Source organism: Pantoea sp. Ft-CA_14 (assembly GCF_024520875.1).
Classification (GTDB): domain Bacteria; phylum Pseudomonadota; class Gammaproteobacteria; order Enterobacterales; family Enterobacteriaceae; genus Pantoea; species Pantoea agglomerans.
Map to the genome: position 1 here is coordinate 313,413 of NZ_JALNPM010000002.1, position 22,930 is coordinate 336,342.

Consider the following 22,930-nt stretch of genomic DNA (forward strand, 5'->3'; position numbering starts at 1 on the left):
ACAGCGGTGTGCCTAATCGAGACCCAGGCTGTCGCGTAAAATCTGCAGGCGTTCATTATCGCCGTCGCGGGCGGCCTGCTGAAGTGATTTGGTTGGAGCGTGTATTAAACGGTTGGTCAGCTTGTGCGCCAGTTCCTGCATGACTTTCTGCGGATCGGCACCCTGCTGCAGCGCCTGCAGCGCACGGCCTTCCAGCTCAGCGCGGATCTCTTCCGCCTGAGAACGATATTCACGGATCGTATTCACCGCGCCCTGTGAGCGCAGCCACGCCATGAATTCGCTGCTTTCCTGAACCACGATGCTTTCGGCCTGAACCGCGGCCGCTTTGCGCTGCGCCAGGTTCTGCTCGATGATCGCCTGCAGGTCATCCACGCTGTAGAGATAGGCGTTAGGCAGGTCGCCCACTTCCGGCTCTACGTCGCGCGGAACCGCAATATCGACCAGCAGCATTGGCTTGTTACGTCGCGCTTTCAGCGCGCGCTCCATCATCCCCTTACCGATAATCGGTAGCGGACTGGAGGTTGACGAGATAATAATGTCGGCTTCTGCCAGACGGGCGTCGATCTCCGCCAGGGTGATCACCTCTGCACCCACTTCCGACGCCAGCGTTTCGGCGCGTTCGCGGGTACGGTTGGCGATGATCAGATTTTTGACCTGATGTTCACGCAGATGACGCGCCACCAGCTCAATGGTCTCACCTGCGCCAACCAGCAAGACATTGACGGAGGAGAGCGATTCGAAGATCTGACGGGCCAGCGTACAGGCGGCAAACGCCACCGACACCGCGTTGGCACCGATATCGGTTTCCGTACGCACGCGTTTGGCAACCGAGAAGGTTTTCTGGAACATGCGTTCCAGTTCACTGCTCAGCGCCTGACCGCGTGAGGAGTCGGCAAAGGCTTTTTTCACCTGACCGAGGATCTGCGGTTCGCCCAGCACCAGTGAGTCGAGTCCGCTGGCGACGCGCATCAGGTGGCTGACCGCCTCGTTATCCTGATGCCAGTAGAGGCTGTTTCGCACATCCTCCTCATCCAGCTGATGATAATTGCATAACCAGCTCACCAGACGCGCTTGTAAGTCGGCCTGCTGCTCTACACTCAGGTAGAGTTCAGTCCGGTTACAGGTGGACAACACCACGCCGCTCTGCACCATTGGCTGTGATAACAGGCTGTTTAACGCCTGCTCAAGCGTCTCCGGCCCGAACGAGACGCGTTCGCGCAGAGCAATGGGGGCTGTCTTGTGATTGATTCCGAGAGCGAGCAGCGTCATAGCGGTTTTGGTTGGGATGTCCCAATAATGTCAGGGTTTTGTGAGGCGCATTCTACAAGATGCGGCAGATCAAGAAAAGCCATACAAAGGCTATGACTGTAATAAGATTAACCCGATCGTGCTCAATTTGCTGCATAACAGCATTGACGGTTAAAACCGGGACGGTTAGCGTTATCCGTTACGAATAATAAATGTGTCCGAGGAGATGACCACTTGATGCTTAATTCACCACGCAATCTGTTGCGCCTTTTGCCCCTTGCCAGCGTGCTGCTGGCAGCCTGTAGCGTCAACAAACCGCAAGGCCCGGGCCCCAGCGTTACCGCGCCACAGTGGCAACAGCATCAGCAGGCGGTCTCAAAGGTCACGCACTATCAGACCCGCGGCGCCTTTGCCTATCTTTCTGACAAGCAGAAAGTCTATGCCCGCTTTAACTGGCAGCAGACCGCGCCCGATCGCTATCGCCTGCTGCTGACCAATCCGCTGGGCAGCACCGAACTGCAGCTGGATGCGCAGGGCTCGGTGGTACAGATCGTCGATAACAAAGGCAAGCGTTACGTCAGCAACGATGCGCAGAAAATGATTTCGCAGCTGACCGGCATGAACATTCCGCTGGCGAATCTGCGCCAGTGGATGATGGGTCTGCCAGGCGATGCCACCGACTATCAGCTCAACGAGAGCTATCAGCTGAGCAGCCTGAACTACAGCCGCGACGGTCAGAACTGGCAGGTCTCTATTGCGGGCTACGACAGCAAAGTCACCCCGCCGCTGCCTTCGAGCCTGGAGCTGAAAGAGGGTGACCAGCGGATTAAACTGCGTATGGACGGCTGGACCGTTCAATGATCACCCACTGGCCTGCCCCGGCAAAACTGAATCTTTTTCTCTACATCACCGGCCGTCGTCCCGACGGCTATCACAACCTGCAGACGCTGTTTCAGTTTCTTGATTACGGTGACCAGCTGCAGATTACTGTCGATCAAAGCGGCTCGATTACACTGTTAACGCCCGTGGCAGGCGTTGCGGATGCGGATAACCTGATTGTCCGCGCCGCAAACATGCTGAAACAGGCGGCGCAGGATAACAATCGCCTGTCCGCTCACGCGGGCGCGCAGATTGCCGTTGAGAAAAACCTGCCCATGGGTGGCGGTCTCGGTGGCGGCTCCTCTGATGCGGCAACCGTACTGGTGGCGCTGAATCATCTGTGGCAAACCGGCTTCACGCCGGATGAGCTGGCGTCGATGGGTGTGAAGCTGGGCGCGGATGTGCCGGTGTTTGTCCAGGGCTTCGCGGCCTTCGCCCAGGGGGTGGGTGAACAACTTCATCCCGCAGAGCCGGAAGAAAAGTGGTATCTTGTCGCCCATCCCGGCGTGAATATCAGCACCCCAGTAGTATTCAACGACCCCGAACTGACGCGAGATACTCCATCGCGCAGTTTATCGACGCTTTTAGCATCACCCTTCACCAATGATTGTGAAGCAGTGGTAAGAAAACGTTTTCGTGAGGTTGATGAGCTTGTTTCCTGGCTGCTAGAATACGCGCCGTCACGCCTGACTGGCACGGGCGCTTGTGTGTTTGCTGAGTTCGACACCGAGTCTGCTGCCCGCCAGGTGCTGGAGCTTGCCCCGAATGGGGTACGCGCATTTGTAGCCCGGGGCGTAAATGTTTCGCCGCTACAGCGTACCCTGCGAGGCGATTAGCGAATGCGTGACAGTGTCACCACGTTCCGGACACTGCACGTTTCGCATCAACACACCCGTGTGAACGCACATGACCGTACGCGCCGGTTACAGTCATGCCGTTCATTCTCTGGACGCAAAGCCTGAGGTTCTTCTCGTGCCTGATATGAAGCTATTTGCTGGTAACGCCACCCCGGAACTAGCACAACGTATTGCCAACCGCCTTTACACCAGCCTGGGAGACGCCGCTGTAGGACGTTTCAGTGATGGTGAAGTGAGCGTACAGATCAACGAAAATGTACGCGGTGGTGATATTTTCATCATCCAGTCCACCTGTGCCCCCACCAACGATAATCTGATGGAACTGGTTGTGATGGTCGACGCGCTGCGTCGTGCTTCTGCTGGTCGTATTACCGCAGTCATCCCCTACTTTGGTTATGCCCGTCAGGATCGCCGCGTGCGTTCCGCGCGTGTACCTATCACCGCTAAAGTAGTGGCAGACTTCCTTTCCAGCGTCGGTGTTGACCGTGTTCTGACGGTTGACCTGCACGCCGAGCAGATCCAGGGCTTCTTCGACGTCCCGGTTGATAACGTATTTGGCAGTCCGATCCTGCTGGAAGATATGATGCAGATCGGTCTGGAAAACCCGATTGTTGTTTCTCCCGATATTGGTGGCGTAGTACGTGCCCGTGCTATCGCTAAACTGCTGAACGACACCGATATGGCCATCATTGATAAACGCCGCCCTCGCGCGAACGTTTCTCAGGTGATGCACATCATTGGTGACGTTGCTGGCCGCGACTGCGTGCTGGTCGACGACATGATCGACACCGGCGGCACGCTGTGCAAAGCGGCTGAAGCGCTGAAAGAGCGTGGTGCTAAACGCGTATTTGCTTACGCGACCCACCCGATCTTCTCCGGCAATGCGGTTGAAAACCTGCGTAAATCTGTGCTCGACCAGGTAATCGTCTGCGATACCATCCCACTCTCTCAGGAGATTAAGTCACTGCCGAATGTGCGCACGCTGACCTTATCTGGCATGCTGGCCGAAGCCATTCGCCGCATCAGTAACGAAGAGTCAATCTCGGCAATGTTCGAGCATTAATCTTTGCGGAACCGGGCCCTGTGCCCGGTTTTTTTATGCCTGCCGGGCGCCCGATTAACGCGCTTCTTTTTCTGATATTTTCGCGATAAATTTCCCCAAAATCGCCTATTTTCAACGCCACCCACTCTTTTGATAAAACGCCGCGTTCCCCGCTTCTGCCCTGTGCCGTTAAGTGGTAATTTGCAGCGCACTTTTCATAAGAACCCTGACCGCCATGAGCCTCGATATCTATACGTTATTTGTCTGCGAGCTTTATGTGCTGGGTTTTCTGAGCATCATCATGTTTTTTGCCTGGATCGGATCGCAATATGATCGCGTTCTCGGCTTCACCTGCCTGTCGCTGGTTTTTACCCTGATTGCCGTATTCTTAAGTAGCCTGCGCAGCAGTGGCCTGCATTTCCTGCCCGTTGCAGTGGGTAACGTTTTAGTGATGCTGGCTTACGGCGGATTGTTAAATGCGTTCCGGCGCTTCTGCGGCAAGCCCATCGGCACTCACTGGCTACTGGGCGCCCTGCTCTGGGCACTCCTCTGCTGTTTCCCGGCGTTCTATTACAGCTTACCCAAACGGGTGCTGGTGCTCTGCATCGCCTGCATCGTCTATACCGCGGCACTGATCCAGCTGGTCTGGCTAGCGCGTGCCACGTTAAAGGTGACCTTCTGGCCTGCACAGCTGCTGCTGTGGATCCATCTGCTGTTTCACCTGGCTCGCCTGTTTCTGGACAGCGCGATTCCCAGCACGCTGCCTGGCGCCATTGGCGGATCAAACTTCTCGATTTACGTCATCCTGGAATCGATTCTGTTTGTCATCGGTCTGACATTTACTATCCTGGCCATGGTGAATGAACGGATGCAGTCAGTCTTAAAACATGCCTCAATGCACGATCCTCTGACCAGCGTCTGGAATCGTCGGGCTTTATTTAATGAAGCAGAGAAGATTTTGGCGCAATGCCGCCGTCAGAACCGACCTTTTAGCGCGATTCTGTTCGATCTGGATCATTTTAAGAGCATTAACGATCGGTATGGCCATCAACAGGGCGACCAGATATTGATTCACTTTTGCGACATTGTCAGAGGATTGATACCGGCTGAGGGGCGTTTTGCGCGACTGGGCGGAGAGGAGTTTGCGGCAATAATTCCGGCGGCGGCAAAAGATGCAGAAGTCTGGTGCGAGACGATTCGGCGGGAGGTCTGTGCGTCACAACCCAATTCAATTGCCTATTCGGTCAGCATTGGGTTTGCCACGGTCACACATCAGCAGCAGGGTTTTGACGATTTACTCGCACTGGCGGATAAAGCGCTCTATCACGCCAAGGCCAGCGGCCGGAACCGCATAGCGCAGCATCCGGTCACTGCTGGCATCAGTTAATGGTGAGAATTGTGCGACCGGCGACAACGTTTGTCATAGTGACGATGCCAGTAATAACGATCTTCAACCTTTTCACGACCACTCAGACCCGCCCCGACCAGCCACATCATTGCACCAACAAAGATGCCTAAGATTGCGCCCTGCGCCAGTGCATCTGGCAGATCAAGCGAGGGAAGCTGGTTCATAATTGAGAAACCCACGCCCAGCACCATTGTGACTAATCCCAGTACCATCAAGCTGTTACCCGCTACGCGACAGTGTTGATGTTTCATGCTGCACCTCCATCCATATGAGTCAATAACCGCACACAATGTTAAGTGCCATAAGCTTAGGCAATGGGTGAAGATAACGTTGCGGAGTGGATCACACATCAGCCATAAATAATTAACTGGCCCTGATTGCAGCCTGTTGATTTCGATGGAAAATGATTAATCACCGTCATGAACCATTTCGCTGCTTGTACTTTGTCATCTCGCCCGTGGCGAAGTAAACTAACGCCCTTTCGCGATAACAGCAGGATAATCATTGTGAGCAGCATTAAACTGATTGTGGGCCTTGCCAATCCAGGCGCTGAATATGCCGCCACGCGCCACAATGCGGGTGCCTGGTATCTGGATTTACTGGCTGAGCGCCACAATCAGTCACTGAAAGAGGAAGGCAAATTCTATGGCTATACCGCGCGCCTGGCGATAGCCGGAGAGGATGTGCGCCTGCTGGTGCCGACCACCTTTATGAACCTGAGCGGGAAAGCCGTGGCGGCGATGGCGACCTTTTATCGCATCGCGCCAGAAGAGATCCTGGTGGCGCATGATGAACTCGATTTGCCACCCGGCGTGGCGAAGTTCAAGCAGGGCGGCGGGCATGGCGGCCATAACGGTCTGAAAGATATCATCAGCAAACTGGGCAACAACAACAATTTCCATCGGCTGCGCATCGGTATCGGGCATCCCGGCGATCGCAACAAGGTGACCGGATTTGTGCTGGGCAAGCCGCCCGCCAGTGAGCAGAAGCTGATTGATGATGCCATTGATGAGGCGGCGCGCTGCACCGAACTGTGGCTGAAAGAGGATCGTATCAAGGCGATGAACCGGCTGCACGCCTTCAAGCCTGCTTAAACGCCCGAATCGTCGTGATTCCGTGTATAATGCGCGAAATTTTTCAATTCGTCTCCGACAGTCCGCCTTCTGGCGAACTGTCCATCCAGTTATAAAGGGTATCAAACCATGGGATTCAAATGCGGTATCGTGGGCCTGCCGAACGTCGGTAAATCCACTCTGTTTAACGCGCTGACTAAAGCGGGCATCGAAGCGGCTAACTTCCCCTTCTGCACCATTGAGCCAAACACGGGCGTGGTGCCGATGCCTGACCTGCGTCTCGACCAGCTTTCTGAGATTGTTAAGCCGCAGCGCGTGGTGCCGACTACCATGGAATTCGTCGATATCGCCGGTCTGGTAAAAGGCGCGTCAAAAGGTGAAGGCCTGGGCAACCAGTTCCTGACCAACATCCGTGAAACCGAAGCGATCGGCCACGTGGTGCGCTGCTTTGAAAACGACAACATCATCCACGTGGCGGGTAAAGTGAACCCGGCTGAAGATATTGATGTGATCAACACCGAGCTGGCGCTGTCCGATCTTGAAACCTGTGAACGTGCGATTCAGCGCGTGCAGAAGAAAGCCAAAGGCGGCGACAAAGATGCTAAGGCTGAGCTGGCTGCGCTGGAGAAGTGTCTGCCGCATCTTTCTGAAGCGGGCATGCTGCGTTCACTGAATCTGGATGAGGACGACAAAGCGGCAATCCGCTATCTGAGCTTCCTGACTCTGAAACCTACCATGTACATAGCTAACGTCAATGAGGATGGTTTCGAGAACAACCCGTACCTGGATCAGGTGCGCGCTATCGCCGAAGCGGAAGGTTCAGTCGTGGTGCCAGTGTGCGCCGCCGTTGAGTCGGACATTGCTGAGCTGGAAGATGAAGACCGTGACGAGTTCATGGCAGAGCTGGGACTGGAAGAGCCAGGCCTGAACCGCGTTATCCGCGCCGGTTACTCCCTGCTGAACCTGCAGACCTACTTCACCGCTGGCGTAAAAGAAGTGCGTGCATGGACTATCCCGGTTGGCGCGACGGCTCCGCAGGCAGCCGGTAAAATCCACACTGACTTCGAGAAAGGCTTTATCCGCGCCCAGACCATCGCGTTTGAAGATTTCATCGCTTATAAAGGCGAGCAAGGTGCTAAAGAAGCCGGCAAGATGCGTTCAGAAGGTAAAGAGTACATCGTGAAAGATGGCGATGTGATGAACTTCCTGTTTAACGTCTAAATAAAATGTGTTGTCTCATGAGGTTTCATTGAGACTCATGAAAATTGACAAACCTATCAAAATCCACGCCATTGCGTGGATTTTTCATTTCATAGCGTCTCAAATGATTTCGTAGAAGCGCAGTCAAAAATGAGTACGCAGGTGAGTACATCAAACTTCCATCTTTATTTTTAGTGAGTACAATAACGGTATAATAAATATACAAGGAATCGTTATGCTCACTGATACTCAATGCCGCACAGCAAAAGCGAAAGAAAAGCTCTATCGTCTCAACGATTTCAATGGCTTATACCTTGAAGTTAAACCTAATGGCAAAAAGGCGTGGCGCTATCGGTTTAAACTTAACGGTAAATCCAGCATGTTTGCGCTGGGTGAGTACCCGACGGTTAAACTTGCCGAAGCTCGCGAGAAATGCGAGCAAGCGCGTAAACAAGTCGCGAATGGAGTTAGCCCTACTCAGGCTCGCCAGTTAGATAAGATCCGCAAGGTCAATGACGCATCCAACACCTTTGAGCTAGTCGCTAAAGAGTGGTTGCAGATGAAAGACTGGGCCGAAATCACCAAAACGCGGCGATTAGATATGCTTAAGCGTGTGGTTTTCCCCGCAATAGGTAAGCTCCCTGTCAGGGAAATAACCCCGCACCACATTCTAAAAATTCTTCAGGAAACGGCTAAGCGCGGCGCTCCGTCCGTTGCCGCTGAAGCCCGCCGGACTATTTCATCGATTTTCGAGCTCGCGGTAGCGACACTCAGAGCAGATAGCGATCCTGTATGGCCTGTGCGCAAGGCCCTCCCCGCCAATAAGACACAGCATAAACAGGCATTGAGTCCACAGCAAATCGGGAAGCTATTAAGCTGTTTTGATAACGGTCGCGGCTCATATCAGGTTAACTATTGTATGTGGCTTATGTGGTGGACATTGGCGCGTCCTGCAGAAGCCACCGAAGCGGAATGGACAGAATTCGATCTTGATAACGCCCTATGGACCATTCCGGCGACACGCATGAAAGCTCGTAGGGAGCATGTTATCCCCCTCCCCTCCCAAGCCGTCAACATGCTCAAAACACTACACGGACTAACGGGATATCGGCAGCATCTTTTTCCAGGCAGGGATAATCCGCTAGGTCCAATGACATCGCACTCTCTGCGACAGTTACTGAAAAGCCTCGGTTGGAGTGGTATTTATAGCCCCCATGCTACCAGAACTACAGGAAGTACGCGTTTAAACGAAATGGGCTATCGACCTGATGCTATTGAAGCTCAACTTGCCCATGCTGATACTAACAATGTTCGCCGCACATATAACCATGCGACCTATCTTGATGAACGTAGGGTGATGATGCAGGAATGGGCAGATAAGCTTGATGTATGGGTAAGCAGTACTGATGTTTCGTAAACGCTGATGCGTTGGTGTTTCACCGTTGATTAATATATTAAATTTGTGATTATTTAAAATAACCTACAATTCAACCTATATTATGTATAAAGCATGAATAACGGATATTGATTAACCTCATTATCAAGCAACCGAAATTTTCACATGCCCTGGCTTGATTTAGCTGATAGGAGGTACCCTGGCGCTACGCGGCCATCTGCGTTGTCAGGTGCCGGTCGACAACACCCTGAATGATTTTAAGTCGGTTGACGTCATCCAAAGTAAAAAACTCCGCTGCATGGGCCGTTATCAGAATCGCTTGATGGTAAATCTCGTTACGGACGTCTTAAACCTAGCCCAGAACGGACATTACAACTTTGCTGTTACATATATTATTAAGGCTCGATAGGAATGTCTAACAGCTGGCTCATTAGCAATGTCCATATGTTGCAAAAAACTTTGAGACACTCAGAACGAATGACCGCTGTTTACTGCTGCTTAAATGGTTCTAAATGGGGTCCACTTGGAAAACGGAAAACATCATACATTAAGCCTATTTTTTGTACAGACTGCTATCTACTGAGCATAACGAACAGTATTTTCCCTATCCCAACTTGAGGTTTGTTCGCCAGACGCAATCTCCACTCAGGTTGATGTGTTCCCATCCCAGCGGAGATAGATGTGTAAACCTCGCCGTTAAATAACGCCGTTAAAACGCATCACTTCGATAACGACCAGTCCGGCGGCAAGAGCGCTAGTCGCAAACAGCAAGTAATCGCGCAGTCCTGCACGTTTTAATCGAGACGTCTTCTCTAATTCGCTGACCCGCGCTGCCATGCCTGTTGCGACGTTTTCCTGCAAGGTCAGCTTGTCCATCAGTAAGGCCAACTGTTGCTGGTACTGATCCGCCTGCTCTTCAAGGGCCAGAGCCAGCTTCCCTGACTGTTGCCATTGCTCCTGCTGCTGTCGCTCGAATTTTGGGACAACCTGCTTCAGGAGGGCAAGCTGTGTTGCGTGCTCATCCTGACTTGCCTGCAAACGTTGAAGTATCTCCTCCTGCTGCCAGCTCAATGACTGTAACCGGTTAATCTCCTCTTCATGTTCCTCGACACGCTGTGCCTGCTCCAGTTTGTCTTCCACCTGGGATTTCAGATGTTCAAGAATAGCCAGTGAGTTTTCGCGGCTGCTGAGATCCAGCATCGTGTCGTTGTGTTTCAAGTCTCGAATCGTATTCATTAACGCCAGATGAAACTCTTTCAGCACGACATTTTTTTCTGACTGGATTTGTAATAAACACTCGATCACTTCCTGGGTGATATTCAGACTGCCGCCCAGGTTTGCAATCATCGTCGCTAAGTCAGTGTCATTACTCGAGGTGAGACTGCCAGCCCAACGCCCCAAAAAACCACGATTATTGAAGTCATCTGCCGCTTTTTGTATCCCTTTACTTCTCTCTTGTTCCTCTTTCAGCTTTTTGCCTATTTCGTGGAGATTTTTTTTGAAACTGGCGATGCTGGGATCTTTGTTCTTCTCAACAATCGTGACAACCGTCATATCAGTGCGCTCCCAGCTTTTTAATCTCTTCGGCAAGAGAGAAACGAGTCAGTCTGATTACATCATTGTTCAGTTCTGCAGTATGCTCCCGGGTTTCACTCATCAGATTCACCGTGCTACCTGCATATTTTTGCAGTTCAGCCACCATACCCACACTGCTTTCATGGTTAGTAATCAACTGCTGGAAAGCCTCCCGTCCTTTTGCGGTATAGGCAGGTTCCGTTGAGAGTATCAGGCTGACGGCTTTAGGGACGATATCGGCCAAAAGGTAACTGCTCAGCCCAAATCCCATCGCGCACAGGGAGGCAGAAATATAAGGGGCAAAGGGAGCCAGTGGAGCAAAAAGAGCCACCATACCGGATTCAATCACCGGTTCAACCGCGTCCCAGAACACCAGAGTCCCGCTGGTGATAATGACCTCAGAGACTTTATAGATGGTTTCTTCCTTGGTCATGGTTTTGCTACCCTTCATCAGCGAGAGTGCCGCCATGCCCAGATCATAGATATTTTTTGCTAACTGATAAATTTTGCCGATGGCCTGAGACAGCGCATTTAACACGAACTCGAATAAACCTCTAAGCAGATTTAACGGGGCTTTTATCAGGTTAACGATAACCTGCCATATTTTATCAAAAAAGCGTTTCAGACGGATTTTCACCTGCGCTTTCTGGGTGATAAACAGGTCAACAACTTCATCCTTCAATGCTTTAATCATCGTGGTACTGAGCGTTTCAAACACATCCCACCCGACATTTTTTAATGCCTCTTTCCCTGCGCCAAAGGCCAGACCTCCCGCCTCGTTTGCCGCATCTTTCATTTTTTTTGCTTCGATATTAGAACGCGTACCCTGTTCTTTGCACAGCTCTTCTTTCTTATTTACCGGGGGTTTCTCATTTTTTAAAATGTTAGCCTCGACCGCTGCAGCCGTCTCTGCTGAATCCATCACCATAAATTTGACGGTGCAGCCCTCTTCAAACTCCGCCTCCATTTTGTATTCGGTGCCATTCTTTTTGGCGTTTTTATTTTCATTAAGATGCCCGGCATGCCACCGTTTCTGTAAATCCTTAGCATCGCCGATATACCGTACCTCACCGGCGCTGTCATAAACCACATAGACACCCGGGGAATTAGGAACATCTTTCAGGCCTTCCGGCACACCATTCTTGATCGTGAACTGGCCATCAAACTTCATGGTGGAAATAGATGAAATGCCATGAGTGAAACTTTTGCTTATCATTTCCTTCCACTGAACACCCCGATTCGCTACGGCAAGCACACTCGCAGACGACGTGGCGTTAAGCGTATCATCCACCGTTGTACTGAAATTGGGGGCCTTGGCATTTGGTTGAGAATTTCGTTTATTACGAAAACCGCCAATCAGTTTTCGTGCAACATTATCAACGGTTTTATCAACAATACTGTTCAGCAGGGGGTTAAGAGTATTGAGTTCCGGGTATTCCTGAACCATGGTAGGTGATGACATAATGGTGTGTCTCTCTAGCTGTGGATGAAAGGCCTATAAAATAACGAAAGCACTCGAATGGCAGGCTCCGAGTGAAGGTGTTCAGGTCCGTTACGGGTAATCAATCTGTTGATTTTATCAAGTTTGAGTTGATTCTACGTTGGAATCGTCAGCCATGCATCTATAGAAAGAGCCATTGAGTCATTGAAACGAAAAGGCATCCCGATTAATGAGCAACTGGTATCTCATCTTTCTCCCCTGGGTTGGGAACATATCAATCTAAGTGGAGATTACGTCTGGCGTAATAATCTTAAGCTGGGATCCGGGAAATATCAGCCATTACGCACAGTCGATGCCAAATTGTACAAAAAGCAGTCTTAACGTGGGATAATTTCCGTTTTCCAAGCGGCCCCCTAAATAACCGTGTGTAATATCGTTACACTTTTACCAGACCATGTTCCTTTATGGGGAAGGGGCTTACGGTTTCCATAACAGGCTACATCTGCTAATCGCTCAAAGCAGCCCAACTCCCCGGACAGTAAATGACATAACCTTCCCTAATGTTTTTTCTCAATCAACAGGTATGGATGTGACCAGTCCGTTACCTCCTCATATGAAACAAACCCATCATGCTCCAGTGCGCAAACACCCTTATGGCTGGCAACATAATCGTATACAGCCTGACTTTCCAGCCCCTGTAACATGTGCGACAGCAGCTTCCGGCGCATCACATCTGACTTCCAGCGTTTACGCGCTGCCACATCTTTCCAGGTAATGTTGAAAGATTGCTCTACCGCGTTGGTAACGCATTTACCGTAACGATTGGTTTTAGCTGTGCCCTCATAGTGATCAAGCAGCAACCCCAAATCATCTCGTAAAGGTTTCAGAAGGCGTTTCCAACGTTTCAGTACTCGTTCAGCCTCGAGCTTGCCTAACTCACGATTCAACAGACGTCGGGTGCTGGATTTAAGCGATAATGAGACGAACCCGGCGTTGAATACGCTGGAAAACCTGAATTGCTTCACCAGTTCCTCCGCAACACGCAATACCCGGCAGATATATTGAGTTTCCAGAACTTCCAGCGATTCGGCCGAAATGCCAATACTCAACAGCTCATGTCGTAGTATCTCGAGCTGGCATCCCTTAATGTCATAATTAACACCGCGTGCCAGACACGCCCACTTTATGCCAGAAGGCAGACTTTGAAAGCCAGTGCCAATCTCAAAGGATCGCCCGCCAATGTACGCAGTCTTATAAGATTGCCTGTAAGAGACCGTCAACGGTGACTCCTTCACCAGATCCACACCTGTTTCAACCAGTCGCGACAGGAAGTTGAAAATGAATATTTTGTTCTTCTCAGTGGAATGTTTGCGCTGATAAGCAAGTAGTGCATCCAGATTGATTTCAAGCGGCTCAAGGTTGTCCCATACACTCACAACCAGTTCCCTGAAGGCAGAGTTAGGGATATCGCGTTTAGACTGCTTATGTTTAGCATTCTGCCCACGGTCGATCGCAACTCCAATCAGCTCGTCAAAAGAGTAACTTTTACGCTTGGTGAAAATGTCAGTCAGATGATGGTAACGATCCTTGCGGCTAAGGTATGCCTCTCTGTCGGTGCCAAACAACTTACGCAGAAAACGTTGAGAAACGGCATATTCCCGGCATGAGTGCCGGACATTGGAATACCCGGTTAGTTTGATGATTCCCGCGCTTGCCAATGCCTCGATTGCACGCTCATTGATCGGCCCGCTTTTCTTAAATACTCCGGGAAGTTTTTCCCGGCCTAATTCAAATGGAACAGGCACAGAATAAGACCATTTTTTATTCGCCTTAATCTTTGCTTTTTTCTTGTTTTTACGACTACAGGTCGACACACAAATAACATGCTGAAGGAATACTGCTATATTACGATAAAATGGACGTCGCAGACTTGGCACACCATTATAAGGAATACTGAAAACGACCGTCTTAAAATAGTCCAGCGTTGAATCTGTCACAAGCATATTGTTATGCGTAATGTATGGTTTCATAATCCACCTGTATATTGAGGTCAAAGCACCATGCCCTGACCCCGTTTATTTACAACTGAATTACTCAAATCATATGTGAACCCAACAAGGTTCAGATGCTGGATAATGATCATAATATTGGAGGCTGGAGCCTCATGATAGCTGATACTGGATAATGGCTATAGTATGTAATGACATATATACAGTAATATAGAGATAGAGTGTATACAGAGCATAATAGATACGTCTATATAACTTGTAGACGCAAATAGCGAATAAATATCAGCTTGGCCAGAATGGGATTAGCGGATACGTAAAACGTTACCGGTTATTAAGCGGTGCAACTTCCTCCCGGTGATATTCAATAGCGGTTATAGGCGCATGTACACATTCTGGAATTTGATCTTTTGATACCTCCTTTTGCTCAAAACCGCCGATCCTTGCAATTGTCATAGTCAGGGAAAACCATAGGCGGTTTTCCCCTACCATTGTACGAGGTGCGAATCTGACATTAAACAGCAGCGGTAGTTAGCCGGTCTACCACACCAAAATCCGTCAACAATGGGCGGTCTGGAAGAGTGTTTTTTTGCAGATCACTCATTTCGGTTCTGCCTGTTAGCCAATCAATCAGCGAAGTAACTGGCCTGTGAATCTGCCGGACTGGTCGCCATACAACAGACTGATGACGAAGCGGAATACAGCTCCCCTTGCTTATGGCCGAATTGCTGGTAAAGAACCGCAGCCCAGCTCAGCGTGAATGCAGAATTGCACAGTCAGAGACCGGCTCGCCTACGAAGCCGCAATCACTCAATCACTCAATCACTTTTCCATAGCGCCAAATGTTTTCATCATGGTTAGCATGCCAGTGCTGAGTAGTGTTGATCATCCATTTTCAGCAACTATGCGAGTTAACGCATCTACATACCTTCCCGATATCCCCGTTGAACGATTTCAGCGAAAAGCTCATCAACAAACCTTGTTGCGATTATGGGTATTCAGCGACAGAATGGTCATCACAATCGATCCGCATTTCAACAGATTGCGATCACTTACTACGTAAGGTTAAGAGGCCTATGAATACCAATTTGATGCCCAATTTCTGGAAGCTGTCACATGGCTGGAAGGAGTTTTCATTCCTGGATATGGTCGAATGTATTGATGAAAAACTCGTCTACATTCACCGCACGACCGCTGGTAAAGGGCAGTCTTCTGTTAGCCAGGCAGAGGAGTTTGTAAACGCTCCGATTGGTGACTACTTCTATCTGACTCACGGTAATCAGGGTGTATACCTGCTTGGTCAGTTCACTGGTCCGGTTAACTACTTCACAAAACACAGTGATGGTTGGATGGACAGACCATTCCGGCTGATCCACAAAGCTAATGCCAGAGAGGCGTATTATGGCGTCGAGAAATGGTGGACACCTAATCATAACTCTACCTTTGTTAAGGTTCCGCACCACGAATATGATTTATTTGAAGAGCTGATATTGGCGCCCTATTTCGATATCAACCTGAAAGATTTTTAGATAAATCTCAAGGATGATTCTCCAAGGAGAAAATCACTAAGCAATCAATGTAAAATAATAAGGGATAATGATGATTTATCAATGCTATTCATGTTCTAGAACAACCTTCGAAACAAGCTGTCCGTGGTGCTCTCCAGATGTATCTGGAGCATTTCGGCAAATGACGCCATTAGATCCATCCTATTACCCTGATTTCCAGTACCAGTCTAAAGGCATCATAAAAGATTTATTTGGTAAGAAGAAAGAGCAGTTTCAACTCAACCAACTTCTTGAAAACGTCCTTTTGAAATATGCCACACTGAAAGATCCTTATTTTACCAACTTTATTCACACATCAAGATTTTCGTATAACAATCAGGATGGCATCAGTAACATAAATAGTGAACGCAATAGTGATTATTCAGAGATCAAATTATTCCAGGAAGTACTGATTAGAAAAGGGTTCAACGAACTGGAGCAGTTACCATCATTGTTAGATAAGCTATTGCTGACAACTTCATTCAACTCTATTTATTCAGGGTTTGCCCGTGAGGTTAAACGACATATCAAGCCAACCCTTACCGAGACATTAAAATCATGGATAGAAGAGGCTGGTACAACTTATCGTGCAGATCTTTCGTTATTCCTGTATTACCTTTGGAGTAATAAGATTCAGTACCCTGCTATAGCATATAACGAGCAGGCAGAAAGTACACCAGGCACACCATTATTATCATTTGACTCTATCGAAAAATTCCTTGCTATCTGTGAGAGTATATATTTTGATATTTTAGTGGACAGATTAGCTAGCCGCCTCGAACATTTTAATCCAAACAAATTTGTCACAATGTATCTTGTCGATGCAATGGATGGGTTCCAGTTTGAGGCCTTTCTGGTTGAAATATTCCAAACTATAGGATATGACGTTAAAGAAACAAAGAAAACACAGGATCAGGGGGCAGATTTATTCGTTACCCGCTTCGGAAAGAATATGGTTATACAGGCAAAAAATTATTCTGGCTCCGTTGGCAATTCGGCAGTGCAGCAGGCAATTTCAGCAAAAGCATTTTATGGGTGTGATGAAGCAATGGTTGTGACAAACTCTTACTTCACCCGGTCTGCTAAGGAATTAGCTGATTCCGCAATGGTTCGTTTGATTGACCGAAAAGAACTTCAAAACTACCTGGATGATTACAATCAGAAAATAATTGAAGATTTCCAGTCAGAATCATGAGGTCACAACGGAGTGGTTATAGGCCACTCCGCTCATCCCCTATCAAGCTGTAGAACTATTCTTTCATAAACTTATCGAACTTGTTGCATACAAAACAATACCGGCGACCCACCTGCTTACGTTTATAGACGATCTGAATGGTACTGTACTCCTTGTTCACATCAGATAATAATATTCCCTGCTTTGTTAATAATGTCAGAATGCCTTTGCGCTGAGATTTTGACAAGTAGTTGTGTACCAGATCCTTATCAACTGCATATACGGCACGACCTTTAACTTTGTGGATAATGACCGGTGCCTTTTTAATCACCGTTGGGATTACGCGATCATTTCCAATAAGATTTAAAAGATCATCTTTTTTGCAAAAATCAATAATTGCATTCAATGAGTTCCCCATTAGGGGTTTAGTTATTTCAGGTTCAGACAAAACCATCTTAAGAGACTCCAGATAGCAGGTTGAGATCCCCTTCATAACATCCTGCTTTGTAAAAGGTAAAACACCATATTTCACAGCCATGGAACCTGCTACATAAGCGATGGCAAAACGTTTGGCGATACGTACCTGAATGCCGGAGTTACGATCTACCTTGTGCTTATCCAGAAAGCACTCAATCCCTTTTTCAAGCTTCCGTTTCACATTTTCACGATCCCCCTGAATATCAGCCACCAGGCGCTTGAGAAAAGCAGGTTTGGCACTGCCGTAATAGCGGTGAGTTGCATCCTTGATCGCATGAACAAGTTCGTTGCTGGAATTAACATCATCTGGCAGTGATTCGAAGATCCCCATTTCAGCACCAGCATCTGCATGAACGTCGATTACACGCACATTTTCACCTTCAAGGCGCTCAATGTTCCCGGAAGCAGCCAGTTGTTGAAGGCTGCACTCGCCCGTACTGAAAATGCTTACCTGCCATTCAGCAACTTTGTTCTCATAAATTGCCGAACGTGTTTTCCCTTTACCACCCGATAACGTATACACGCGGTTCTGCATGATTTTAGCGGCTGCCAGTACGTCTTTATCTAACAGCTTCGACTCATCGAGAACCAGGTAGCTGTCATTATGGGCCACGGCAATCTCCTCAAGCCCTTTATCCGTATTGTTCCACAGTACGACAATGTCTTTCGGCGATCCTGCTAATGACGCCAGCATGTAGGCACTGGAGGTTTTTCCTATACTACTCATCCCCCATAAATGAAACCCGCCCCCTTCCATACCTGAAAGCTTAAGGAGAAAGCCAGAAAATCCGCAGCACAGGGCCAACATAATGCGCGAGCTATGTAGCGCGTATGGAGCGACATTCATTTTCCATAATTTTAATGTTTCCTGTTTCCCCTCGACAGGTAAATGATTTTTTGCGCTGGGGTGTAATATTGGTTTATCTCCTTTTATCTCACCAACGATTTTATCATTAGCACGCAAATAAGCATCACCATAAAAACCAGGCTTATAGCACAGTGTGATTGCCTTATCAGTTCCCTTAATTACTGCCTGATACGTCCGGCTCCAGTATTCTTTAGTTACATTGGGATTATGCCCACATTTTAATAACGTTTTCTTTAGCTCTGATACACTGAAAAGTGCCCTTGCTGGTACAAGTACACATGTCGACTCCAGCCCCTGCGAATCAGTGATTTTAATAAGCCGGTATGCAACTGGACATGATTCTGAAATTTTTGTACGAGCCAACAATGTAACAAGTAATTTTTCTTCTTTGTCACTTAATTTCTCTTTATATAGTTTCATTAACAGAGCCTTATTTTTATTTAAAGATCCCCTCGCAGTTCTTACGATTAACGTCATAATTAGGGCGTGGGGGATTCCTTGCATGATTTCTCATACAATATTATTATTTGGTCGAAAATTGCAGAAACAGTTTACAACTGGTACCTATCGCTAATAGATCATGAAATTATTTTAATATCAAATGGTCACCATACTTCCTTACCTTATACATAAAGGTTAATCCGGCTATCCCAATAGAATCTAGTTTAATCAGAGAATCAACATATTGCATACGCAATAGACGGTATTTTTTAGTCCAACGCTTCCTTTTCCTTTCCTTGCTCCCCTGTATATAATAATCATCATACTGGATTGATTCGACTCGCCACCAGATAGCTTTAAAACGATAGCTCACCTGTCGCATTGGTTTTTTTAACTTGCTCACGAGCACAGGGCGGTTTATTACATTCTTTCGCGTATTCATATTCCTTTTGTTCTTCATCTTCAGACGTAGACGTTCAATAGCATTTTTGTCATTTGGAATGATAAGATGGAAATGTGGCATCCACTTATTAGCTTCACAATGGAAATCCAATTCGAACCCGCCAATCACCATTTCATCAAAGCCGCATTCATTTAGCCAGCGACGAAGTCGTGCTATTAATTTATCTGGCCGCCAGTGAAGCAGTTCATTGTCATAAAATGCATCCTGATAGAATATTAAGGTGATGCTTCGCCATTTTTTGCTTTTCTTACATATTCTTAGTACTTCTCCAATCATTTCCAGTTGGTGTTTCCTGAAGCATTCAGGACATGCAGCACTCCCGCAAGGATAAAGTGGATGGCAATTTTTAAGTTTTTTAAAGAGATCCTTGTAAATTTCCTCCTGGTATTTCTGCAATGATTTTTCCCTGAGACACTTTTCCGCCCGTGCCTTCTCCACTGTTTCAAATTTCGGTAATGTTTCGGCTAACGCTTCATTCTTATCACTTAACTTTGCCAGTGGTATTTTCATTACTCTCCTTATTGATTTATGGTTGGGCGCTCATCAATCCAGCGCTGAATATCCTCCTCACGCCAGGCTACTGCACGGCTTCCTGTCACCGAAACTTGGTTAGGGAAATGATTACTGGCTATCAGACGGTATAAGGTTGCCCGACTCATGGCGCAGCGCTCTAACACTTCTTGGATCTTAATCAATTTGTTCTCTTTCATGCTTGCCTCCCCGTTAGCTGATGGAGCCATTCTATCAAACTCGAAATATCAGGCTTACAGGAGAAGCGGCTCTTAGAAATGAACAAATTCTTGGATTTTCCGGTCTAAAACAGCGATAGTGAAAATTGGAGAGCCGCTTCTCAAAAACAGTGGCTGACCGATCTAGAATTGAGCATAAAACACTCAAAAAATGATTAAATTAGAGGCTATAAATGGATAAGTTTGTAGATAAAAGCCTGCTATCAGCAGATAACCGGGAGTTTGGCGACAATAAAGACATAAAACGCCAAAGAGACATCGCCAACAAGCGAAGACGAGAGCAAAAATACAAGGATTTTGGTTTTTCCAGATTAAAAATCTATTTAGGAAGGAGTGTTTACGAAAATCTTGCCGAAATTTACGAGGATCAACAGAAAAGTTTACTTAACATTGATGGACGTAAAGACATTGATACGCTCAGCCAAGTCATCAGCTTCTGCATCAATCATACCTATGAGCAACTATTCGTAGAGGAAGAAGAAAGAGGGATAATAAATGCCTTGCCAGCGAGCAATGCCAGAAGCCAGGAACTATATGATCTACATCAAGCGGTTGCTTTTTTGAGGAGCCAGGGCTTTAGCCCTACTCAGGTCAAAAATAAATTAAGTGCAGAAGGTTGTCGACCACCCAATTTGATTCCCGGTTTTGATCCGAAGAATCGGTCACCAGTGTGGACTGTTCAGCAAGTAAAAGATTTGCTAAAACTGAATATCTTTAACAAAGATCTCGAAGATTTAAATAGATAAGTATCGGCTGTAATGAATAGCTGGTTCATAATCAATGATAGCTATGCTACTAATACAACAGCTTGGCAACTGAGATAATAATTTATGGCATTTAATATCGATAAAGACGCACTTCGGGCCTCAGTATTCAAACAGCATTATGTTCCTGCTGTTGATTCTATCGGAAAAATTGGGCGTTACTGGTTTGGCGGAACGCGGCAGTTAGCTTCAATGGTAGCATCCTTACTTCAAGAAAGTGGGATGTCGATCATCTTACATAATGCACCACCTCGCTGGGAATTCGTGGTTTACCGGACAGAAAGTGACGTCAATATCGATGATTTAGATAAAATTGCGCTTCGTCGACATGAGCTGATTGAACAAGGTGTTGCAGAGCGGGATTTACCTCTTTAGCCATCACCAGCACCGCAATCGCTGCGATGCCTTGACTTTAGCTTCATCACCACGGCAGTCATAGCGTGTAGTCGTGGATATGTCGCTGTGACCAGCCAGCTGGCGGACAGTGTTGATATCAATGCCCTGCACCAGCAAACGGGTGATGAAGGTGCGCCGCATATCATGTGGGGTAAAACGCGCTATGCCTGACGTATGCTGTAACTGCTCCAGGATACCCGTTAGCCCGGTTGTTGTCAGAGGCTGACTGGCAACCTTACCGTTGCGCTGAATTCGCCTGAACAACGCACTGTCAGCCTCGTTTGCGCTGACTTTAAGCCATGCGCGGATAGCCTTGTCCACCGCATCCGCCACATGAATTTCGCGGTATTTACGCCCCTTCCCTTGCCTGACCGTCAGGATGCCGTTGTCATAGTCCCGGCGCTCAATTTTAACCAGTTCTCCGGCCCGCAGGCCTGTTCCGCAAAGTGTCAGCACAATGGCGGTATCACGACAGCGCCGTACCGGTTGCGGATGCTGTTTTGCGGCCTGAATCAGCGCCCGAATCTCCGACTTGTCTAACGCCCTTCCTTTACGCTGGATATCGCCGCTCACGCGCTTCACTGATCGGATACGTGCCAGCGTTTCGGCATCCATGCAGTTAAGGTTAAAGGCCGACTGCGCCACGCCCCGCAGTGCTGACAGCGCCATGTTCACCGACGACACGGCGTAACCGTCATCCAGCAGTGCCGCACGTACTTTGGCAACAGCGGCGTAGTTAAGTTGTTCCCAAGGATAATTGTTTGCATCCGCACCGCGTTTAAGTATGCCGGCACTACGGTTTAACAGGCTGGTGATGCCCCGCCGTCCCGATGGTGCAAGACCGCCAATATACGCATCAAACACGGTGGTTTGCACCACCGGTACGACCTGACGCAACGCAGCCCGGCTCATGCGCGTAACCCGCAATAATGTACATTAAACCAGGTAACTTTCAGCATCACACCAGCCCCCGCTCAGCCATCGACACCGTTTCAGTTCCGGCCACGATAAAGTGATCAAGTAACCGCACATCCAGCATTTCCAGTAGCTCCTGTAGTTTTTTAGTCAACTTGATATCGCAACGGCTGGGTTCAGGCTCGCCGCTGGGGTGGTTGTGGACAAGGATAGCTGCGGCGGCGTTATGTTTCAGTACACGTTTGATAACTTCACGGGGGTGAACGCTGACCGAGTTTAACGTACCCCTGAACAGGATTTCGCGGTGCAGCAGCTGATTCTGATTATCGAGCAGGATGATGCCAAACTCTTCATGTTCAAGCGGTGCCAGCTCAACCATCACACACCGCCGTACATCATCAGGGGAACAGAGTTGAACGCCACGCTGGTAGTACCGGCTGATAATGTCACGCGCCTGGTCGAGGATACGGGTTTCACGTTGGGTAAACATGGTCATTTCAGAACTCCCGTTCAATGAAGTAAATAGCGTCGGGAAACAGCTGGCGGCGGGTTACGCCAGTACGCAGGGAGAAAGCTTTACGGGGCATAGTGGTTCGCCCGTTGCTGTCGAAGAAACAGAGCGTTTCTTCATCCATTTTGATAAGAAGGGACCAGTGAAACTGGTCGCTGAGCATAATCAGGCGGGAATGGTCAGTGGCGTCAAGAAACCGCTGCATTTCCCTGAAAAGCCGCCCGTCTGATAACCCTCGCTTCCCTGCAAAGGGTTTGGTGATTTCAACCGGGAACTGGCGGCTGTAATGCCCTTTCTGCAACACCTGAGCTATCAGCCAGTCTAAACGGTCTTCTTCAATCCCTTCAGTCAGCCATTCATGCAAAGACCAGCGCTGCTGATAAGTCTGAATAAGCCGGTTCATTAACGGGCGTCGTTTCACCCTGCCATCAAACAGCCAGCTCAGCATGTTAACCACGCAATAAGCACCGCAAAGACAGTCCAGTTCGCCCTGTTGAGAC

The 22,930-nt window shown here is 48.5% G+C and carries 22 protein-coding genes and 1 pseudogene; 12 read left to right on the plus strand and 11 right to left on the minus strand.

Translation table 11 applies throughout. The features are described 5' to 3' along the window. Positions 1-12: 12 nt before the first annotated feature. Entirely contained in the window at positions 13-1,269 is a 1,257-nt protein-coding gene (gene hemA, locus NR195_RS04695; RefSeq protein ID WP_010669985.1) for a glutamyl-tRNA reductase, read from the minus strand. A gap of 216 nt (positions 1,270-1,485) precedes the next feature. Here hemA and lolB point away from each other — a divergent pair, with 216 nt between their 5' ends. The 4 genes from lolB (at position 1,486) to NR195_RS04715 (ending at position 5,413) form a co-directional block, all read left to right on the plus strand. Beyond that, the gene (gene lolB, locus NR195_RS04700) at positions 1,486-2,109 is read left to right on the plus strand and encodes a lipoprotein insertase outer membrane protein LolB (protein ID WP_010669984.1); all 624 of its coding nucleotides are present in this window, start codon (positions 1,486-1,488) and stop codon (positions 2,107-2,109) included. Beyond that, on the plus strand, positions 2,106-2,963 hold the full coding sequence (gene ispE / locus NR195_RS04705; protein WP_033771575.1) for a 4-(cytidine 5'-diphospho)-2-C-methyl-D-erythritol kinase: 858 nt from the start codon (positions 2,106-2,108) through the stop codon (positions 2,961-2,963). Before lolB ends, ispE begins: the two co-directional genes overlap by 4 nt. A 136-nt stretch (positions 2,964-3,099) precedes the next feature. Continuing rightward, a complete protein-coding gene (prs, locus tag NR195_RS04710; protein ID WP_010245874.1) occupies positions 3,100-4,047 on the plus strand; it encodes a ribose-phosphate diphosphokinase in 948 nt (315 codons plus the stop codon). Positions 4,048-4,261: 214 nt separating this feature from the next. Continuing rightward, positions 4,262-5,413, plus strand: coding sequence for a GGDEF domain-containing protein (locus NR195_RS04715; protein ID WP_256844176.1), 1,152 nt, complete (start codon positions 4,262-4,264; stop codon positions 5,411-5,413). Here the strand turns inward: NR195_RS04715 and ychH are convergent. After that, complete coding sequence (ychH, locus tag NR195_RS04720; RefSeq protein WP_010245880.1) at positions 5,410-5,685, minus strand: stress-induced protein YchH; 276 nt, start codon at positions 5,683-5,685, stop codon at positions 5,410-5,412. The genes NR195_RS04715 and ychH overlap by 4 nt on opposite strands. 255 nt (positions 5,686-5,940) lie before the next feature. Here ychH and pth point away from each other — a divergent pair, with 255 nt between their 5' ends. The 3 genes from pth to NR195_RS04735 all read left to right on the plus strand — a co-directional run bounded on the left by pth (position 5,941) and on the right by NR195_RS04735 (position 9,124). After that, positions 5,941-6,528 carry an aminoacyl-tRNA hydrolase gene (gene pth, locus NR195_RS04725; RefSeq protein WP_010245882.1) on the plus strand — a complete coding sequence of 196 codons (588 nt, stop codon included), beginning with the start codon at positions 5,941-5,943 and terminating at the stop codon, positions 6,526-6,528. Between the two features lie 108 nt (positions 6,529-6,636). Next, complete coding sequence (gene ychF / locus NR195_RS04730; protein WP_010245885.1) at positions 6,637-7,728, plus strand: redox-regulated ATPase YchF; 1,092 nt, start codon at positions 6,637-6,639, stop codon at positions 7,726-7,728. Positions 7,729-7,942: 214 nt separating this feature from the next. After that, the gene (locus tag NR195_RS04735) at positions 7,943-9,124 is read left to right on the plus strand and encodes an integrase arm-type DNA-binding domain-containing protein (RefSeq protein ID WP_256844177.1); all 1,182 of its coding nucleotides are present in this window, start codon (positions 7,943-7,945) and stop codon (positions 9,122-9,124) included. Positions 9,125-9,799: 675 nt separating this feature from the next. On the opposite strand, the gene NR195_RS04740 is transcribed toward NR195_RS04735, so the two are convergent. Next, positions 9,800-10,657 (minus strand): hypothetical protein, encoded by an 858-nt coding sequence (locus NR195_RS04740; RefSeq protein ID WP_024472165.1) that lies wholly within the window; start codon positions 10,655-10,657, stop codon positions 9,800-9,802. A 1-nt stretch (position 10,658) separates the two neighbouring features. After that, the gene (locus NR195_RS04745) at positions 10,659-12,140 is read right to left on the minus strand and encodes a GIY-YIG nuclease family protein (protein ID WP_372340746.1); all 1,482 of its coding nucleotides are present in this window, start codon (positions 12,138-12,140) and stop codon (positions 10,659-10,661) included. A gap of 162 nt (positions 12,141-12,302) precedes the next feature. Here NR195_RS04745 and NR195_RS04750 point away from each other — a divergent pair. Continuing rightward, positions 12,303-12,500: pseudogene (locus tag NR195_RS04750) on the plus strand (Tn3 family transposase); the annotation flags it as partial. 176 nt (positions 12,501-12,676) lie between these two features. Here NR195_RS04750 and NR195_RS04755 read toward each other — a convergent pair. Then, on the minus strand, positions 12,677-14,149 hold the full coding sequence (locus NR195_RS04755; protein ID WP_256844178.1) for a hypothetical protein: 1,473 nt from the start codon (positions 14,147-14,149) through the stop codon (positions 12,677-12,679). 1,052 nt (positions 14,150-15,201) lie between these two features. On the opposite strand from NR195_RS04755, the gene NR195_RS04760 reads away from it, so the two are divergent. Together NR195_RS04760 and NR195_RS04765 are read left to right on the plus strand one after the other, a co-directional pair. After that, positions 15,202-15,654, plus strand: a complete 453-nt coding sequence (locus NR195_RS04760; protein WP_256844179.1) for a hypothetical protein — start codon at positions 15,202-15,204, stop codon at positions 15,652-15,654. A 70-nt stretch (positions 15,655-15,724) separates the two neighbouring features. Then, positions 15,725-16,867 (plus strand): restriction endonuclease, encoded by a 1,143-nt coding sequence (locus tag NR195_RS04765; RefSeq protein ID WP_256844278.1) that lies wholly within the window; start codon positions 15,725-15,727, stop codon positions 16,865-16,867. A 55-nt stretch (positions 16,868-16,922) separates the two neighbouring features. Here NR195_RS04765 and NR195_RS04770 read toward each other — a convergent pair whose 3' ends face one another. The 3 genes from NR195_RS04770 to NR195_RS04780 all read right to left on the minus strand — a co-directional run bounded on the left by NR195_RS04770 (position 16,923) and on the right by NR195_RS04780 (position 19,805). Then, on the minus strand, positions 16,923-18,611 hold the full coding sequence (locus NR195_RS04770; RefSeq protein ID WP_256844180.1) for a DUF927 domain-containing protein: 1,689 nt from the start codon (positions 18,609-18,611) through the stop codon (positions 16,923-16,925). Positions 18,612-18,777: 166 nt separating this feature from the next. Next, positions 18,778-19,605, minus strand: a complete 828-nt coding sequence (locus NR195_RS04775; RefSeq protein ID WP_256844181.1) for a hypothetical protein — start codon at positions 19,603-19,605, stop codon at positions 18,778-18,780. Positions 19,606-19,613: 8 nt separating this feature from the next. Then, a complete protein-coding gene (locus tag NR195_RS04780; protein ID WP_145586468.1) occupies positions 19,614-19,805 on the minus strand; it encodes an AlpA family transcriptional regulator in 192 nt (63 codons plus the stop codon). Between the two features lie 212 nt (positions 19,806-20,017). Between NR195_RS04780 and NR195_RS04785 the strand changes: the two genes are divergently transcribed. Together NR195_RS04785 and NR195_RS04790 are read left to right on the plus strand one after the other, a co-directional pair. Then, on the plus strand, positions 20,018-20,590 hold the full coding sequence (locus tag NR195_RS04785) for a hypothetical protein (RefSeq protein WP_256844182.1): 573 nt from the start codon (positions 20,018-20,020) through the stop codon (positions 20,588-20,590). A gap of 84 nt (positions 20,591-20,674) precedes the next feature. Further along, complete coding sequence (locus NR195_RS04790) at positions 20,675-20,983, plus strand: hypothetical protein (RefSeq protein WP_256844183.1); 309 nt, start codon at positions 20,675-20,677, stop codon at positions 20,981-20,983. Positions 20,984-20,986: 3 nt separating this feature from the next. On the opposite strand, the gene NR195_RS04795 is transcribed toward NR195_RS04790, so the two are convergent. From NR195_RS04795 to NR195_RS04805, 3 genes are read right to left on the minus strand one after another with little or no spacing between them, the layout of a single operon-like run. Then, positions 20,987-21,916 (minus strand): site-specific integrase, encoded by a 930-nt coding sequence (locus tag NR195_RS04795; protein WP_256844184.1) that lies wholly within the window; start codon positions 21,914-21,916, stop codon positions 20,987-20,989. Between the two features lie 46 nt (positions 21,917-21,962). After that, on the minus strand, positions 21,963-22,415 hold the full coding sequence (gene radC / locus NR195_RS04800; RefSeq protein WP_016248784.1) for a DNA repair protein RadC: 453 nt from the start codon (positions 22,413-22,415) through the stop codon (positions 21,963-21,965). Position 22,416: 1 nt separating this feature from the next. Further along, a complete protein-coding gene (locus tag NR195_RS04805; protein ID WP_306278160.1) occupies positions 22,417-22,878 on the minus strand; it encodes a hypothetical protein in 462 nt (153 codons plus the stop codon). Positions 22,879-22,930: the final 52 nt, after the last annotated feature.

What these genes read in the sequence shown, in the direction of transcription:
- NR195_RS04735 (WP_256844177.1), top strand. Translation starts at nt 7,943, where the DNA reads ATGCTCACTGATACTCAATGCCGCACAGCAAAAGCGAAAGAAAAGCTC.
- NR195_RS04765 (WP_256844278.1), top strand. Translation starts at nt 15,725, where the DNA reads ATGATTTATCAATGCTATTCATGTTCTAGAACAACCTTCGAAACAAGC.
- NR195_RS04790 (WP_256844183.1), top strand. Translation starts at nt 20,675, where the DNA reads ATGGCATTTAATATCGATAAAGACGCACTTCGGGCCTCAGTATTCAAA.
- ychF (WP_010245885.1), top strand. Translation starts at nt 6,637, where the DNA reads ATGGGATTCAAATGCGGTATCGTGGGCCTGCCGAACGTCGGTAAATCC.
- lolB (WP_010669984.1), top strand. Translation starts at nt 1,486, where the DNA reads ATGCTTAATTCACCACGCAATCTGTTGCGCCTTTTGCCCCTTGCCAGC.
- NR195_RS04715 (WP_256844176.1), top strand. Translation starts at nt 4,262, where the DNA reads ATGAGCCTCGATATCTATACGTTATTTGTCTGCGAGCTTTATGTGCTG.
- NR195_RS04770 (WP_256844180.1), bottom strand. Translation starts at nt 18,611, where the DNA reads ATGAAACTATATAAAGAGAAATTAAGTGACAAAGAAGAAAAATTACTT.
- NR195_RS04780 (WP_145586468.1), bottom strand. Translation starts at nt 19,805, where the DNA reads ATGAAAGAGAACAAATTGATTAAGATCCAAGAAGTGTTAGAGCGCTGC.
- NR195_RS04805 (WP_306278160.1), bottom strand. Translation starts at nt 22,878, where the DNA reads ATGCTGAGCTGGCTGTTTGATGGCAGGGTGAAACGACGCCCGTTAATG.
- NR195_RS04785 (WP_256844182.1), top strand. Translation starts at nt 20,018, where the DNA reads ATGGATAAGTTTGTAGATAAAAGCCTGCTATCAGCAGATAACCGGGAG.
- ispE (WP_033771575.1), top strand. Translation starts at nt 2,106, where the DNA reads ATGATCACCCACTGGCCTGCCCCGGCAAAACTGAATCTTTTTCTCTAC.
- NR195_RS04745 (WP_372340746.1), bottom strand. Translation starts at nt 12,140, where the DNA reads ATGTCATCACCTACCATGGTTCAGGAATACCCGGAACTCAATACTCTT.
- NR195_RS04760 (WP_256844179.1), top strand. Translation starts at nt 15,202, where the DNA reads ATGAATACCAATTTGATGCCCAATTTCTGGAAGCTGTCACATGGCTGG.
- NR195_RS04740 (WP_024472165.1), bottom strand. Translation starts at nt 10,657, where the DNA reads ATGACGGTTGTCACGATTGTTGAGAAGAACAAAGATCCCAGCATCGCC.
- NR195_RS04755 (WP_256844178.1), bottom strand. Translation starts at nt 14,149, where the DNA reads ATGAAACCATACATTACGCATAACAATATGCTTGTGACAGATTCAACG.
- ychH (WP_010245880.1), bottom strand. Translation starts at nt 5,685, where the DNA reads ATGAAACATCAACACTGTCGCGTAGCGGGTAACAGCTTGATGGTACTG.
- NR195_RS04775 (WP_256844181.1), bottom strand. Translation starts at nt 19,605, where the DNA reads ATGAAAATACCACTGGCAAAGTTAAGTGATAAGAATGAAGCGTTAGCC.
- radC (WP_016248784.1), bottom strand. Translation starts at nt 22,415, where the DNA reads ATGACCATGTTTACCCAACGTGAAACCCGTATCCTCGACCAGGCGCGT.
- NR195_RS04795 (WP_256844184.1), bottom strand. Translation starts at nt 21,916, where the DNA reads ATGAGCCGGGCTGCGTTGCGTCAGGTCGTACCGGTGGTGCAAACCACC.
- hemA (WP_010669985.1), bottom strand. Translation starts at nt 1,269, where the DNA reads ATGACGCTGCTCGCTCTCGGAATCAATCACAAGACAGCCCCCATTGCT.